The following is a 14,083-nucleotide window of genomic DNA, read 5'->3' as shown; positions in this document are numbered from 1 at the left end:
ATCAGCCGATCTGAGCGCGCACGTACTCCGCCAAGGACCCGACGGACTCGAAGACCTCGGCGTTGATGTCGTCCTCGTCCATCTCGAAGCCGAAGCGGTCCTCCAGGACGGTGATCAGCTCGACCAGGGCGAGCGAGTCGAGCTCGGGCAGGGAGCCGAAGAGCAGGGTGCCCGCGCTGAGCGTGCCGGCGCTGTGGTCGGTGCCGATCACCTCGGTGATCGCCTCGGCCACCCGGTCGAGGATCGATTCGGTGGTGTCGATGGTCATGGACGTACTCCTTCGGTTCGGAAGATTCTGGGGACTCAGACGAGCACTTCGAGCGGCGCCGGGTGGCTCAGGAAGGCGGTGGGGCTGGCGGTGAGGCCGTACGCCCCGGCCTGGTGGACCACGACCAGGTCGCCCACCTCGGCGCGCGGCAGGCTCACCTTGTCGCCGAGCAGGTCCAGGGGCGTGCACAGGCAGCCGACTACCTGCACGGTCTCCTCCGCAGCCTCAGCATCACCAGCAGCCGCAGCGACCGAGATCGGGTAGTTGCGGCGGATGACCTGCCCGAAGTTGCCGGAGGCAGCGAGCTGGTGGTGCATGCCGCCGTCGACGATCAGGAAGGTCTTGCCGCGGGAGATCTTGCGGTCGACGACCCTCGTCACATAGACCCCGGCCTCGCCGATCAGGTAGCGGCCGAGCTCGATGACGACCTGCGCGGACGGCAGCGAAGGACGGACCCTAGCGGCGAGCAGCTCCTCGAGGCGCGCCCCGACCAGCGGGAGGTCGAGCGGCTGATCCTGGGTGTAGTACGGGATGCCGAAGCCTCCGCCGATGTTGAGATAGGTCATCGCCGAAGGAAGGTCACCGGCCAGCCGCAGGACGAGGTCGACGGTGCGCTCCTGAGCCTCGGCGAGGATCTCGGCGTGCAGGTTCTGGGAGCCGGAGAAGACATGGAAGCCGGCCACCTCGACGTCGCGGTCGTGCAGCGTCTTGAGCAGCAGCGGCACCGTCTCGGCGTCGACCCCGAACTGCTGAGCCCCGCCGCCCATCCGCATCCCGGAGCCCTTGACCTCGAAGTCCGGGTTGACCCGCACCGCGACCCGCGGCCGGATCCCGAGCCGCTCGGCGGCCTCGACCAGGCGGTCGGCCTCCAGCGGCGACTCGATCTCGACGAGCACCCCGGCCGCGACGGCCTGGGACAGCTCGCCGACCGACTTTCCCGGCCCCGCGAAGCTCACCGCACCCGGATCCGTCCCGGTGTCGAGCGCCACCCTCATCTCGGCCCCCGAGGCGACGTCGAGCGCGTCGACGGTGCGGGCCAGGTGCTGCACGACCGCGGGCATCGGGTTGGCCTTGACCGCATAGCTCAGGTGCACGTCCCCGGGCAGCGCCTCGCGCAGCGAGGCGACCCGGGCGTCGATCGCGGCCCGGTCGTAGGCGAAGAACGGGGTCGATCCGACCCGTTCCGCCAGCAGCCGCACGGGCACGCCCCCGACGGTCACACCGCCGACGTTCGGCATCTCACCACTCCAGACATGTCAGCTCGCTGTACAGGTAGTCGACCCGGGCCGGGTCGAGGGCGTCGCTGCGCAGCATCTTCGGCCGCGACCGCGAGAGCCGGTAGGAACCGTCCGGCGCCCCGCCCGCGACCCGGTGCTCGACCAGGGTCGCCGCGACGCCATGCTGGGTCAGCAGGTGCGAGGCCAGCCGCGGCGCGTGCCGCCGGAGCAGCTCCGGGTTGCTCGCGTAGAGGACCGAGGCGAAGGCGCGTACGCCCTTGCGCGTGTCCTTGCGGGCCACGACGTAGCAGTGCTCGGAGCCCGTGCTCAGCACCACGTGCCGGGCCGCCGCCGCGGCACGGTGGTCGGCATAGAGGTCCCGCTCCTCGCCCTGCAGGACCGAGTCCAGTACGTCGGGACGACTGCTCACCCGCACCCCGCGCCGCCTCGGCAGCGCCACAGCGGGCACCAGCGAGGTGGTCGTGTCCAGGTCGGTGAACTTGAGCTTCCGGTTGAGCGCGATCACGTTGCCCGAGGGCGAGAAGTCGGTGAACTCGTAGCCGGGCTGCTTGAGCAAAGTGGTCAGCAGCCGCAGCCCCGAATGACGGTGGCTGTCGAGCACGCACCAGGCGCCCAGGTTGCAGATCTGCAGCGTCTCCGCGCCGATCCGACGCTCGGAGTAGTAGGCGAGATAGGCCCCGACGACCCGCTCCCCCTCGGCGAGAAAGAACCCGTGGTTGGGCTGGGGTACGTCCCACGGCACCCGCAGCGCCTGGGTCCACTCCAGCTCCCGCACCCGCGGGTTCAGCTGCTCGTGCAGGAACGTCGAGACGGCCGGGAGGTCCTCGGCGGTGATCGGGGCGAGCACGGCCTTCATGCGCTCGCCACCCACTCGGGCCCACGCGGGGCGCTCATCCGGCGGGGGCTGACCAGGGTGCGTACCGCGCGTCGCGACGTCTGCTTCCCCAGCAGCGCCCGGCTGCACTCGCGGGCCAGGACCATCAGCCAGTACGCAGCCCCCTGGACCCGCCCGCGGCGGACCGTGAAGAGCCGCACCCGGTTGGCGACCAGAAGCGCCCACAGTCCTGGTGAGGTGGTGGACTCGCCGCCGAGGTGCACGGCGCGGGCGGCGGGCGCGAACCGCACCCGGAAGCCGCGGTCGCGGGCACGCAGGTGGAACTCGGTCTCCTCGGAGTAGAGGAAGTAGGACTCGTCCCAGGGGCCACACGCGCGCCAGCACTCGGCGCTGATCAACTGTGTCGACCCCTCGGCCCAGTCGGTGTCCTGGCCGCGCTCGTACTCCGCCGGGTCGGCCACGATCTCCCCCGCCCACCGGACCCGGCCGGCACGGTTGGCGCCCACGACGGCGTCGGCAAAGGCCCGTACCAGGCTCGGCGCGCCACGCATCGACTCGATCAGCCGGCCCTCGGCGTCGACCAGCCGGGGCACGGCCACGCCGACCCCGGGCGCGAGCTCGCGGGCGAGCGCGGCGCCACAGTCCGGCTCGAGACGTACGTCCGGATTGAGCACCAACACCGCGTCGATGTCGGGATCCGAAGCGAAGGCGGCTGCGACACCCGCGTTGATCCCGGCGGCGTAGCCGCCGTTGCGGCCGGTCTCGACGACGGTCGCGTCCGGCGCGAGGCGGCGCGCGGTCGCCACGGTGTCGTCGGCGGAGGCGTTGTCGGCGACCACCAGCCGCCACCCGAGACCGGCCAGCCCACCCGGCAGAGAGCCGACGAGATCGGCCAGCAGATGAGCGCTGTTGTAGGTCACCACCACGACGGCGATGGTTCGGATGGGGAGCGACACGTCATGAGTCTCGGCGGGGTCCACCCCCACCGGACCCTCCTCCCGACCGCAGATCCCCCGTATGAGGTAGGCCTTCCCACAGGTCGGCCGGACGCGGTCTCCGGATCCTTAGCGTGGACGACATGCCCGCCCACGTGACCAACATCTGCTTCCACGGCATTGGCGAGCCCGAGCGCGAGCTGGAGCCGGGCGAGGACCGCTACTGGATCAGCCAGGACGCCTACGAGGACATCCTCGATGCCGTCGCCGGGCGCCCCGAGGTGCGGATCAGCTTCGACGACGGCAACCACTCCGACGTCGCGATCGGGCTGTCCGGCCTGCAGGCACGCGGCCTGACCGCGACCTTCTTCGTACTGGCCGGACGGCTGGGGAAGCCGGGGAGCGTCGACCGCCTCGACGTCCGTCTCCTCCGGGTGGCGGGCATGCGGATCGGCACCCACGGCATGGACCACGTCAGCTGGCGTGGCCTCGATGCGGCGGGCGTACGCCGCGAGCTGATCCAGGCCCGCGAGCACATCACCATGGCGGCCGGCGAGACGGTGGACGAGGCGGCGCTCCCGCTGGGCCGTTATGACCGCGCCACGCTGCGTCACCTGCGTCGCCTGAGCTACCAGCACGTCTACACCAGCGACCGTGCCCAAGCGGTGGCCGGAGCCTGGCTGCAGCCGAGGTTCAGCATCACCGCGGACGACGACGGGGCCAGCGTACGCAGCCAGATCCTGACCGGGCAGGGCATCGCCAGAAGGGTGGAACGCCAGGCTGCGGGCCTGGTCAAGAGGCTGCGCTGAACCCCTGCACCAGCCTGAGAGAAGTAATCAGTTTGAAGGATGCCCCCGACCATGAGGTCGGGCAGGGTCGACACGACAGTGCCGACAAGACAATGGCCATCGAGACGCGAACGGGTGCGAACACATGCCAACCAAGCCAGGCCGGCGCCGGCGGATCGCGATCGCGGGTGGGCTGGCTCTGCTGCTGGTCGCCCTGACCTGGTTCCTGTGGCCCAGCACGAGCCCGGTACGCAACGTCGGCACCGACTCGCTGCCGACGGTCAATCCACCCGCGAGCGTGTCCCCCTCCCCCACTCCCTCGGCCGACGCGAGCCCGTTGGTCTCGTCGGCCCCGCCGTCGGCGACGCCCGCGCCGTCGGCGACCCCGGAGCGTAAGCAGTCGTCGACCGCCGCGCCGCCTGCCAAGGGCTTCCCCACCCGTGAGTCCGCAGGGCTGCCCGACGGTTGGAAGCCGAAGCGCACCGCGACCGGCGACTACTGGATCCGGCATCGCGGAGCGGTCGTGGAGGACCTGCGGATCACCAACGGCGTCATCTACGTCACCGCGCCCGGCGTGACCCTGCGCCGCGTCGAGGCGATCGCCTCGGTCGTGGTCAACGACTACAACGACCAGTGCAACGCCGGACTGCTGATCGAGGACTCCGACTTCATCCGGAGCAGCGCCCCCACGACCGAGGAGGCCTGGCCGGCGGTCTCCGCGGGCGGCTACACGGTCCGCAACGTCGTCATCGACGGCGTACCCGAGGGCCTGCGTGCATCCAACAAGGAGCGCTGCGGCGGCATCGGCATCCAGGACTCCTTCATCCGGGTCACCTCGCCGGACGTGTGCAGCGACTGGCACGGCGACGGCCTGCAGGGCTACGGCGGCGGCAAGGTCAAGGTACGCCGAACGGTGATGATCCTGGACGTCAAGAACGAGTGCCACGGCACCGCCCCGTTCTTCAACCCCGAGGGTCAGGGCAACGAGTCGGTCGACATCGACGGCCTGGTCGTCGCCGGCGGCGGCTACCCGTTCCGCAACGGCATGCCCGGGCCGATCCGCAACCTGTACGTGGTCGACCAGAGCTGGGTCTACAGCCCCCTCGACGTCGACTGCTCGGTGGTCACCGACTGGAGCGCGGCCGTGGTCACCATGGACTCAGCTGGCCAGCCCGTCCCGATCCGCGACCTACCCTGCGAGTGACGGCTGGGGCTCGAAAACCCGCGATAGATACCGAGTTTTGGGGGTGTCTGTCCCGGACGGATCAAACGTAGTGTCGATGCCTTCGGCGGTATCCCATACGAACAGGTGCATTCATGCCCTCCCCCAGCATGCCCCCCAGCACGCATCGACGACGGATCGACCACCCTCCCCACGGTCGCCGCAGGACCACCCGGTGGCGGCGTACCGCCTTCGCCAGCGTCCTGGTCACCCTCATCGCGGGCAGCGCCCTGTGGGCATTCGGCACGGCGACCGCGCACCCGGAGACGGTCAGCCTTCTCCCCGACGACGCGGTCCCCGCGGTCCTGACGGACCCCGACTCCCGGCCGGTCGAGCTCGGGCTGCGGTTCCGGACCTCGGAGCCTGTCGAGGCGGTCGCGGTCCAGGTGTACCTGGGCCCGAACAACCATGGCCCGCACCAGGCGACCCTGTGGTCGGGACGGGGCCGCCCGCTCGCCCGCGTCCAGCTCGGCGGCGCGGCCGGAGACGGCCTGCGGGTCGCCAAGCTCGACCGGGCGGTACGTCTCGAGCCGGGCCGCTCCTACGTCGTCTCGTACACCGCGCCCGGTGGCCACTACTCGACCGACGAGCACTTCTTCGACCGTCCGATCAGTAACGGTCCGCTGTCGGCCGGCGCGAACGCGGGTGTCTACAGCTACCGGCCGGGCGAGTTCCCCCGGTCGACCTACCGCGCCACCAACTACCAGGTCGACGTCGTCGTACGGCCGACCGGCTCTGGCGAGGAGCCGACGACCTCACCGACGCCGTCCGGCAGTGCATCGCCCTCCAGCGCGCCGCCGTCCCGGAGTCCCAGCCCCTCGACGAGCGTCAGCCCGAGCGCGCCGGCGAGCTCACCGACAGCTCCGTCGACCTCCCCGAGCTCCCCGACCAGCACTCCGACGACGTCCGCCCCCACGCCCACCTCCGCCCCTCCCACCGGTGGCTTCCCGACCCGCGCCTCGGCCGGGCTGCCGGACGGCTGGCAGCCGAAGCGGTCGGTGACCGGGACGTACACGATCAGTACGCCTGGGGCGGTCGTCGAGGACCTGCGCGTGACGAACGGGACGATCAACGTCACCGCCAAGAACGTGACCCTGCGCCGGGTGCAGGCGGTCGGCTCGGTGATCGTCAACTACGCCAGTGCCACCTGCGCGACCGGTCTCGTCATCGAGGACTCCGAGATCGTTCGTGGCTCGGCCCCGACGACGGACGAGGCCTGGCCTGCGGTCACCTCGGGCGGTTACACGGCGCGCAACGTACTCATCGACGGGGTTCCGGAGGGCTTCCGGGCCCAGGGAGGGTCGGCGTGCGGCGGCGTCGCGATCTACGACTCCTACGTACGTGTCGTCTCTCCCGACGTCTGCACCGACTGGCACGGTGACGGCATCCAGGGCTACGGCGGTGGGGCGCTCACCGTCCGGAAGACGGTCATCGACTTCGTCGACACCAACGGCTGTGGCGGCACCGCCCCGTTCTTCTACCCCGACCAGGACAACACCTCCGTCGACATCGACGGCCTGGTCGTGAGCGGCGGCGGCTACCCGTTCCGGCTCGGCACACCGGGCACGGTGAGGAACCTGTACGTGGTCGACCGGAGCTGGGTCTTCGGGCCGCTCGACGTCAGGTGCAGCCTGGTCACCCAGTGGCAGGCCGCGACCGCGACACTGAACTCCGCCGGCCAGCCCGTCGTGGTGCGCAACCTGCCCTGCACGACCTGACCGGGACGGGTCATCCTGGTCGTACGGTCTGCGCGACCTCGCGCCTGGCCGCGGCGCGATCCGGTGGCGCCTTCGCGTTCAGCCGGGTGACCGCGCTCGCCAGCCCGAGCACGAGGAAGATCGTGCCCATGGTCATCGGGAAGGCGAACGCGTCGAAGAAGGCCAGCCCGGCGAAGCCGGCTGCGGCGGCGCCGATGAGCGCGACGACGAGGTCGCGCGTCTTCGGGTCCTCGCAGGCGCGGTAGACCCTGGCGAGCTGGATGAACGTCGCGACGACGAACGCCACGAAGAGAAGTACGCCGATGATCCCGATGCTCACCATCATCTGGAGGTACTGGTTGTCGAAGATGCGGTACTTCGGCAGGAACGTCCCCAGCCCGCGCCCGAAGAACGGGTTGCGGTCGACGAAGAACCAGGCCACGCCGTAGCTGTCGGTGCGCGAAGTGACGCTCGGGTCCTCCTCGGCACCGACGAACATGCCGGTCACCGAGTTGATGATCCGGGGCGCGACCAGGAACACCAGCCCCAGCCCGCCGACCGCGAGTCCCAGCACCATCGCCCGCTGCTTGCGCGACCAGCCGATCATGCAGACCGCCACCGCGATGGCGGCGCCGAGGTAGGCCGACCGGCTCGAGGAGGCGGCGATGATCATGCAGATCAGCACGACCGGCGCCCAGCGTACGAGCGGGTTGAGGTTGCGGTGCTGGAAGCCGACGTGGAGCGCGATCGGCACCAGCATCCCCATCAGGGTGCCGTACTCGATCGGGCTCAGGGCGGTGCCGGCGGGACGTACCAGGCCGTTGCGCATCGCCAGCTCGACCGTCGTCATCGGGGTCAGGACGGGGAACGAGATCCGGTCGACGAAGATCTGCCGGAGGAAGAATTGGGCCAGGCCGAGGACCGCGAGGAAGCTGCCGCCCACGACCAGCCGCCACACCAGCACATGGATCCTGGCCATGCTCGGGATGGCGTCGCCCGCGAGCAGCAGCGTGCCCACCCAGGAGACCATCGCGAGGATCGCGACGTCGGCCGGGCTCACCTCGTCGCGGCTGATCGGACGCGACATCGCGATGACGTAGGTGACCCCGACGCTGAACAGGAACAGCGCCAGCACCAGCCGCATCGGCTGCGCGGGCCGGTCCACCGGCAGCGGCCGGCCGATGCTCAGCAGCACCCAGAGCGCGAAGCTGCCCAGCCCCATCAGCATCGAGACCGACCCGGCGCTGCCCAGCGGCCGGAAGACCAGCCAGGAGGGGATCACGAAAAGGGCGAACGTGTAGAGGCTCAGCCACGTCACCGCATCGACACCACGGCGTACGGCCATCGTTCTCGCCTCAGCCGTGGAGGCGCTGGACGACGTGGTCGTCGCCACGGTCGTCCCGGTCGCGGTCGCCTTGGTCGTACTGGTCGTCTTCAGGCTCGTCGTCGTAGGCGGCGTCCTGGGCAGCCAGGGACGCGGCCCGCTCCTCGCGAGCCAGGCGTCGGCGCAGCACGATCCCGTCGATCGCGTAGACCAGCACCGCGGTCATCGCGAGACCGAGCACGACTGCCATGATCCGCGCCCGGAGCGGACCGCTGCCGTCGATGGCTGCCGTCTCGTCCAGCGCGAGCGGCCGGGAGCGCAGCCGGGCGTTGCCCTTCGCATTGACCTCGTCCTGGAGCCGGCCGAGGGTCTCCGGGATGGAGTCGGCGACGAAGTCGAGCGCCTCGATGGCGTTGGCCTCGCTGTCCGCACTGACGTCGATCGCGATCACGGGGCCGCGCGTCGACTCCTCCATCGTGACCGTGACCGCGGCACCCGGGGTGACCTCCGCGATCGCCTCCTGGGCGGGTGCGGACGTGTAGTAGGCGACCACCACTCGGGCCGGCAGGTCGAGCCCGCCGAGCCCCAGGAACGGGTTGCCGCCGGGGCCGACCGCGTTCTTGGAGGGGAGCATCAGGACCAGGCCCCGGGCGGTGTAGGTCGGTGCCACAAAGGCCGACGCGCTCCAGCCGAGCACTCCGGTCAGGAGGATGCCGACCACCGCGAGATACCAACGCCGCCGGATCGCACCGACGAACTCCGACAAGACCATGCGCCCGAACGTACCGATCCAGGATGGGTGCGAGCCGACCTCGCCGAGGTCCTACCCGATTTGGGCGATGACCCCGCTGACCTGGGCGGACTCGACCTCGGCGGACCTAGCGTTCCGACCATGGCGCTGTGGGACCTGCTGCGGGCGATGGTCCGACGATGGCCGATCGTGGTGGTCGGCGCGATCCTCACCCTCGCCGCCGCGAACTACGCGAGCCAGGACCGCAGCGTCTACTGGACGCGTACGGACCTGGTCTTCCTGGCGCCGAAGAACGCGCAGTATCCCAACGCGCTGCGGGCGACCTCCGAGGACCTGGTGATCACCGCCGGCGTGGTCGGCAAGCTTGTCGTCGGCACCCGGCAGATTCCGAAGTTCACCGCCACCGACGCGGGGCTGATCGGGATGGGCGTACGTGACGGATGGACCGTCCGGCTGCCCGACACCGGCGGCCAGTGGGCGCCCAACTACACCGACCAGTGGCTGATCATCGAGGTCGTCGGCCCCGACCCGGAGACTGTTCGCACCCGCAAGGAGCAGCTGGTCGAGGAGATGACCGCCGAGCTCGACCGGGTGCAGGACGAGTACCGGGTGGCCAAGGCGTTCCGGATGACCACCAAGGAGGCGCCCGGCTCGACCGTCGTCTACCCCGTCGGCGGGGACTCGAAGCGGGCGTTCGCCGTCTCCGGGCTGCTCGGCGCCGCGGCGACCCTCTACCTCGTCGTACGCATCGACCCGATCCTGTTGCGGCGCAAAGCGCGCCGCGCCGAGACGCCGCCGGAGACCGACCTTGGCTGAGACCCGCCCCCACACCGCTCTCGCTTGGAGCATCGCCAACACGGCGGTGACCAAGCTCGGCACGATGGTCGTCGGCATCCTGGTCGCGCGGCTGCTCGGGCCGGAGAGCTATGGGACGTACGCCGTCGCCTTCCTCGCCCTGATGGCGGTGCTGAGCTTCAACGAGCTCGGCGTGAGCCTCGCGGTGGTGCGCTGGAAGGACGACCCGCGCGAGATCGCGCCGACGGTGACCACGATCTCGGTCGTGGCCAGCCTGCTCATCGCCGCGGGGATGGTGATCGGGGCCGGCCCCTACGCGCGGGCGATGGGCGAGCCGGACGCAGCGGTGCTGGTGGCGATGTTTGCCGTCCCGGTGGTGCTCAGCGGGATCACCGCGACCCCGGCGGCGCTGCTGCAGCGCAACCTGATGCAGGGCAAACGGATGCTCATCGACCAGATGGCCACGCTGGTGGCTGTCCCCGTCATGCTCGGGCTGGCGCTGGCCGGCGCCGGTCCGTACTCCCTGGTCATCGGTCATCTTCTCGGCGTATCCGTCACCACCGTGATGTTCCTGCGGATGTCGCCGCTGCCGTGGCGGATGGGGCTCTCCCGTGCCCACGCGGTCACACTGCTCCGCTTCGGTGCCCCGTTGGCGGTGACCAGCATCCTGGTCTTCGCGGTGGGATTCGCCGACCAGATCGTCATCGGCAGCATGCTGGGTGCGACCGCGCTCGGGTTCTACGTGGTCGCCTTCAACCTCTCCAGCTGGCCGGTCACGATGCTGTCGCGACCGTTGCGGCAGGTCACGCCGGTGATCTTCGCCCGGCTGCAGCGGGACCCGGCCGAGATGCGGCATGCCTTCACACGGCTCTCCGCGCTGGTGCTGACCGTGACGCTCCCCGGCTGCTCGGCCCTGGCCGCGCTGGCGCCAGAGGTGATCGGGCTCGTCTACGGCGATGTGTGGCGGGCGGCCGCGGCACCACTCCTCTGGCTCGGCGCGCTGGCCGTGCTGCGGATCTCCTTCGAGCTCGCCTACGACTTCCTGGTGATCGCCGGTTCGACGCGCAGCCTGATGACGATCCAGATCGTCTGGCTGATCGCCCTGGTGCCGGCGTTGCTGGCGGGGGCGGCGTGGTCCGGCGTCGGCGGGGTCGGGATGGCCACGTTCGCGGTCGGGCTCGTCGTCATCCTGCCGCTGCACCTCTTCTACCTCGCGCGGGCCGGGATCGGCCTCGGTGGTCTCGCCGCCGGAGCCGCCCTGCCGGCCCTCGGCGCACTCGCCGTCTGGGCTGCGGCCGTCGGGATGCGCGTCGCGCAGCCGTCGGTCTGGGTGACCTGCGCGGTCACCGGCCTGGTGCTCGCCGCCGTGTGTGCGGTGCTGCTGCTGCGCCGGCGCGAGGACGTGAGCTGGTTCCGCTCCGGCGCCGGCTCCCCCACCCCCAGTGAGCCCCCCACGACACTGAACGAGGACGTCCATGTCTGACCGTCTCGACGACAACCACGACACCCTCGAGGAGATGTACGCAGCCGCCGCGGCCGCCGCTCGACGAAGGCCGCAGCGCGCGGCCGCTCTGGCCCAGGCCGCAGCCGAGTTCGCCTGGGGCAACCACACCGGCTGGTTCGCGTACGAGCCGCTCGAGCTGCTGCTCACCGAGCTGGGCCGCTCGCTCCCGTCGGTGCCGGTGCCGACCCGGCCTCGGCGCACGCTGCACGTGGTCACGCAGATGTACCAAAGCGGCGGGCACACCCAGATCATCGCCGGCTGGACCGACCAGCTCGCCGACCGGTCCCACGAGATCGTCGCCACCCGGCAGATGACCTCGCCGGTGCCGGCCAAGATCGCTTCTCGCGTCGGGGACCGGGTCGGCCTGACCCTGCTCGACACGCTGCCCGGCAGCCTGCTCCACCGCGCCGCCCGGCTGCGTGCGCTCGCCTCGACCGCCGACCTGGTGGTCTCCCACTGCCACCCGTTCGACGTGGTCCCCGCGCTCGCCTTCGCCGACCGCCGCGACCTGCCGCCGGTGGTCTACATCGACAACACCGACCACGTCTTCTGGGTCGGGGTGCGGGCCTACGACCGGGTCGTCCACCTGCGTCGCAGCGGCCAGGACCTCGCCCAGCATCGGCGCGGCCTGCCGATGGAGCGGTCGATCGTGCGCAACCGGCCGCTGTCCGTCCGCGGCCGGACCAAGCGTCGCGAGACGGCGAAGCCGCAGTGGGACGTGCGTGCCTCCGATGTGCTGGTCGTGACCGCCGCCGACTCGAGCAAGTTCCAGGGCGGCGACACCTTCTTGGCGGCCGTCGAGTCCGCAGTGGTCGCCGAACCCCGCCTGCAGTGGCGGGTCGCCGGCCCCAACCCGGAGTCTGAGCCGTGGGCCGGGCTGGCGCGGCGTACGTCCGGACGGATCCAGGCCGTCGGCATGCTCTCCGACGTCGCCCCGCTCCACCACGCCGCCGACGTCTACCTCGACTCGTTCCCGTTCGCTGGGCTCACCTCGCTGCTCGAGTCCGGCGGCCTCGGCAACCCGGTCGTCACCTTCCGCGGCCATCGGCCCGAGTGTGCGGTCTGGGGCTCCGACTCCCCCGGGATCGACCACCTCATGCTGCGCCCGAAGAGCGCCGACCAGCTGCGCGACACCCTCCTCGACCTGGTCCGCCGCCCGCGTGAGCGGGTCTCACGCGGCAGCTCGACCGCCCAGGCGATCCTCGAGTGCCACACCGGCCCCGGTTGGGTCGCCGACGCCGAGTCTCTCTACCTGACCCCCCAGCGCCTCGGCGACGACCTGCTCGCCCCCGTACGCGGCCGCGGCCACCTCGACCTGCTCACCGTCTCCGTCCAGGCGACCAACCCGTTCAGCCGCACCGGCGCCGACATCACCGCCGGTCTCCTCGGCGCGATGCCGCTCACCGACCGCATCACCATGTGGCGCCAGACCCGCCGCGGCGGCGCCGGCCGCGTCCGCGACCTCGCCCCCGACTGGGCTGCTGCTGCGGTTCGCGCGCGGCTGCGCCGCCGGCCGGCAGGAATACCCGGTTAACCGGGTATTCCTGCACTTCTCTGGCAATGCAACACCGGAGAAGTGCAGGAATTGCCTGAGCGCTGTGACACGTGTGACTGCCGAGGCTGCCGGACGCCGCTCAGTGCGGGCGGCGGAGGCTCCCCTCAAGCACTCCGCGGCCCCTGCGCGGTGATGCCGGATTCAAGGAATGCGCGGATCCGAGCGGCCAGGCGTACGGGATCTTGCAGATCGGCCCACGAGATCCGCATACAGCGCCACCCCGTCGCCTCGGCGATCCGCTCCTGGCGGCGCTTCTCCCGAAGAACCACGTCGGTCGCAGTCTCGCCGATCCGATAAGGGCGCTCGTACTTGACCTTGCCGTCGATCTCGAACCAAACGCCAAACTCTGGAAGCGCGAAGTCGAGTCGCCGAGTTCTCCCCTCGGAGTCCGTCACCTCGTATTGCGGGATCGGCATCGGCAGGCTCTGTAGCCACGCGACTCCGACGAACAGTGACTCAGCGAGCGACTCGATGCGTGGGTCCGCAAGCCGCAGCACGACCTCGGTCGACAGCGAGTTCGGCCAATGCTCCATCGAGAGCTCGTAGCGTGCCTTCACGCGCTCGAGGGTCGTGATCTTCCGATGCAACAGATCGTTGACGACGCCGAGAGCCGCGACCATCGGAGCCACGGTGGTCACCTCCACGGCCGTTCGCTCCGGCGAAGTCATCAGAAGGCCGTTCTCCGTCACGACATCCGCGTCGAGAAGCTTCCCGCTGTGTTGGCGTACCCCAGCCTCGCGCCGGCCGGTGCGATGGTCCGAACGACTCAGGTGCACCTCTGCGAGATCCAGACCCCACAGCGGCCCGTCACGAAAAGGAACGGCCGAGGTGTGGGAGAGGACCACGTCGGTCTTCGACTGCCGGTACGCCGCACGGCAGCGGACTGCGTACCGATCCCCCTCCGAAAGCCCGTCCCAAAGACTTCCATCCACGTACGCGCCCCGCCTCGGTCTCGCGAGTGCACCCGTACGCAGTGCTTGTGCCAGGGATCTGTCGTTGTGCCCGTTGTCGAGCAGCTCCTTGCGAAGAGCGATCGGAGTGAGCCGAGAATCGTCGAATGAGAGTGTCATGCTCTGCATCCTGCCGACGGCCACCGACATTTCAGTCGCTCATGTTTCCTTGCACTGCCGTGCGCGCGGCTGATGTGGCCTGACTTCTCTGGCATTTCCTG

The 14,083-nt window shown here is 70.5% G+C and carries 13 protein-coding genes; 6 read left to right on the top strand and 7 right to left on the bottom strand.

The features are described 5' to 3' along the window. Position 1: 1 nt before the first annotated feature. The 4 genes from ABTW65_RS16735 to ABTW65_RS16720 are packed head-to-tail and all read right to left on the bottom strand — an operon-like array spanning position 2 to position 3,297. Complete coding sequence (locus ABTW65_RS16735) at positions 2-268, bottom strand: acyl carrier protein (protein ID WP_350662001.1); 267 nt, start codon at positions 266-268, stop codon at positions 2-4. Between the two features lie 35 nt (positions 269-303). After that, positions 304-1,506 carry a pyridoxal-dependent decarboxylase, exosortase A system-associated gene (locus ABTW65_RS16730; protein WP_350661999.1) on the bottom strand — a complete coding sequence of 401 codons (1,203 nt, stop codon included), beginning with the start codon at positions 1,504-1,506 and terminating at the stop codon, positions 304-306. 1 nt (position 1,507) lies between these two features. Beyond that, entirely contained in the window at positions 1,508-2,362 is an 855-nt protein-coding gene (locus ABTW65_RS16725; protein ID WP_350661997.1) for a GNAT family N-acetyltransferase, read from the bottom strand. Continuing rightward, on the bottom strand, positions 2,359-3,297 hold the full coding sequence (locus ABTW65_RS16720; protein ID WP_350661995.1) for a glycosyltransferase family 2 protein: 939 nt from the start codon (positions 3,295-3,297) through the stop codon (positions 2,359-2,361). The genes ABTW65_RS16725 and ABTW65_RS16720 overlap by 4 nt, the downstream gene beginning before the upstream one ends. 122 nt (positions 3,298-3,419) lie before the next feature. Here ABTW65_RS16720 and ABTW65_RS16715 point away from each other — a divergent pair, with 122 nt between their 5' ends. The 3 genes from ABTW65_RS16715 (at position 3,420) to ABTW65_RS16705 (ending at position 7,004) form a co-directional block, all read left to right on the top strand. After that, complete coding sequence (locus ABTW65_RS16715) at positions 3,420-4,085, top strand: polysaccharide deacetylase family protein (RefSeq protein ID WP_350661993.1); 666 nt, start codon at positions 3,420-3,422, stop codon at positions 4,083-4,085. Positions 4,086-4,209: 124 nt separating this feature from the next. Next, positions 4,210-5,268 (top strand): hypothetical protein, encoded by a 1,059-nt coding sequence (locus tag ABTW65_RS16710; protein WP_350661992.1) that lies wholly within the window; start codon positions 4,210-4,212, stop codon positions 5,266-5,268. A gap of 128 nt (positions 5,269-5,396) precedes the next feature. Then, a complete protein-coding gene (locus tag ABTW65_RS16705; protein ID WP_350661990.1) occupies positions 5,397-7,004 on the top strand; it encodes a DUF4082 domain-containing protein in 1,608 nt (535 codons plus the stop codon). A gap of 10 nt (positions 7,005-7,014) precedes the next feature. Here the strand turns inward: ABTW65_RS16705 and ABTW65_RS16700 are convergent, their stop codons facing one another. Both ABTW65_RS16700 and ABTW65_RS16695 read right to left on the bottom strand, forming a co-directional pair. After that, positions 7,015-8,328, bottom strand: a complete 1,314-nt coding sequence (locus tag ABTW65_RS16700; protein ID WP_350661988.1) for an O-antigen ligase family protein — start codon at positions 8,326-8,328, stop codon at positions 7,015-7,017. Positions 8,329-8,338: 10 nt separating this feature from the next. Then, entirely contained in the window at positions 8,339-9,079 is a 741-nt protein-coding gene (locus ABTW65_RS16695; RefSeq protein WP_350661986.1) for a YveK family protein, read from the bottom strand. Between the two features lie 120 nt (positions 9,080-9,199). Between ABTW65_RS16695 and ABTW65_RS16690 the strand changes: the two genes are divergently transcribed. From ABTW65_RS16690 to ABTW65_RS16680, 3 genes are read left to right on the top strand one after another with little or no spacing between them, the layout of a single operon-like run. After that, entirely contained in the window at positions 9,200-9,874 is a 675-nt protein-coding gene (locus ABTW65_RS16690; protein ID WP_350661984.1) for a hypothetical protein, read from the top strand. Further along, the gene (locus tag ABTW65_RS16685; protein ID WP_350661982.1) at positions 9,867-11,336 is read left to right on the top strand and encodes an oligosaccharide flippase family protein; all 1,470 of its coding nucleotides are present in this window, start codon (positions 9,867-9,869) and stop codon (positions 11,334-11,336) included. The genes ABTW65_RS16690 and ABTW65_RS16685 overlap by 8 nt, the downstream gene beginning before the upstream one ends. Beyond that, positions 11,329-12,891, top strand: coding sequence for a glycosyltransferase (locus ABTW65_RS16680; RefSeq protein ID WP_350661980.1), 1,563 nt, complete (start codon positions 11,329-11,331; stop codon positions 12,889-12,891). The genes ABTW65_RS16685 and ABTW65_RS16680 overlap by 8 nt, the downstream gene beginning before the upstream one ends. 125 nt (positions 12,892-13,016) lie before the next feature. Here ABTW65_RS16680 and ABTW65_RS16675 read toward each other — a convergent pair whose 3' ends face one another. Next, a complete protein-coding gene (locus ABTW65_RS16675; protein WP_350661978.1) occupies positions 13,017-14,012 on the bottom strand; it encodes a hypothetical protein in 996 nt (331 codons plus the stop codon). Positions 14,013-14,083 lie beyond the last annotated feature (71 nt).

It is taken from the genome of Nocardioides sp. NPDC127503, from assembly GCF_040302165.1.
Lineage (GTDB): Bacteria > Actinomycetota > Actinomycetes > Propionibacteriales > Nocardioidaceae > Nocardioides.
This window is presented reverse-complemented; position numbering and strand designations above follow the sequence as displayed.

Bases quoted from the DNA above. Each gene is read 5' to 3' on its own strand.
- ABTW65_RS16735 (WP_350662001.1), bottom strand. From the start codon at position 268: ATGACCATCGACACCACCGAATCGATCCTCGACCGGGTGGCCGAGGCG.
- ABTW65_RS16730 (WP_350661999.1), bottom strand. From the start codon at position 1,506: ATGCCGAACGTCGGCGGTGTGACCGTCGGGGGCGTGCCCGTGCGGCTG.
- ABTW65_RS16725 (WP_350661997.1), bottom strand. From the start codon at position 2,362: ATGAAGGCCGTGCTCGCCCCGATCACCGCCGAGGACCTCCCGGCCGTC.
- ABTW65_RS16715 (WP_350661993.1), top strand. From the start codon at position 3,420: ATGCCCGCCCACGTGACCAACATCTGCTTCCACGGCATTGGCGAGCCC.
- ABTW65_RS16710 (WP_350661992.1), top strand. From the start codon at position 4,210: ATGCCAACCAAGCCAGGCCGGCGCCGGCGGATCGCGATCGCGGGTGGG.
- ABTW65_RS16705 (WP_350661990.1), top strand. From the start codon at position 5,397: ATGCCCCCCAGCACGCATCGACGACGGATCGACCACCCTCCCCACGGT.
- ABTW65_RS16700 (WP_350661988.1), bottom strand. From the start codon at position 8,328: ATGGCCGTACGCCGTGGTGTCGATGCGGTGACGTGGCTGAGCCTCTAC.
- ABTW65_RS16695 (WP_350661986.1), bottom strand. From the start codon at position 9,079: ATGGTCTTGTCGGAGTTCGTCGGTGCGATCCGGCGGCGTTGGTATCTC.
- ABTW65_RS16690 (WP_350661984.1), top strand. From the start codon at position 9,200: ATGGCGCTGTGGGACCTGCTGCGGGCGATGGTCCGACGATGGCCGATC.
- ABTW65_RS16680 (WP_350661980.1), top strand. From the start codon at position 11,329: ATGTCTGACCGTCTCGACGACAACCACGACACCCTCGAGGAGATGTAC.
- ABTW65_RS16675 (WP_350661978.1), bottom strand. From the start codon at position 14,012: ATGTCGGTGGCCGTCGGCAGGATGCAGAGCATGACACTCTCATTCGAC.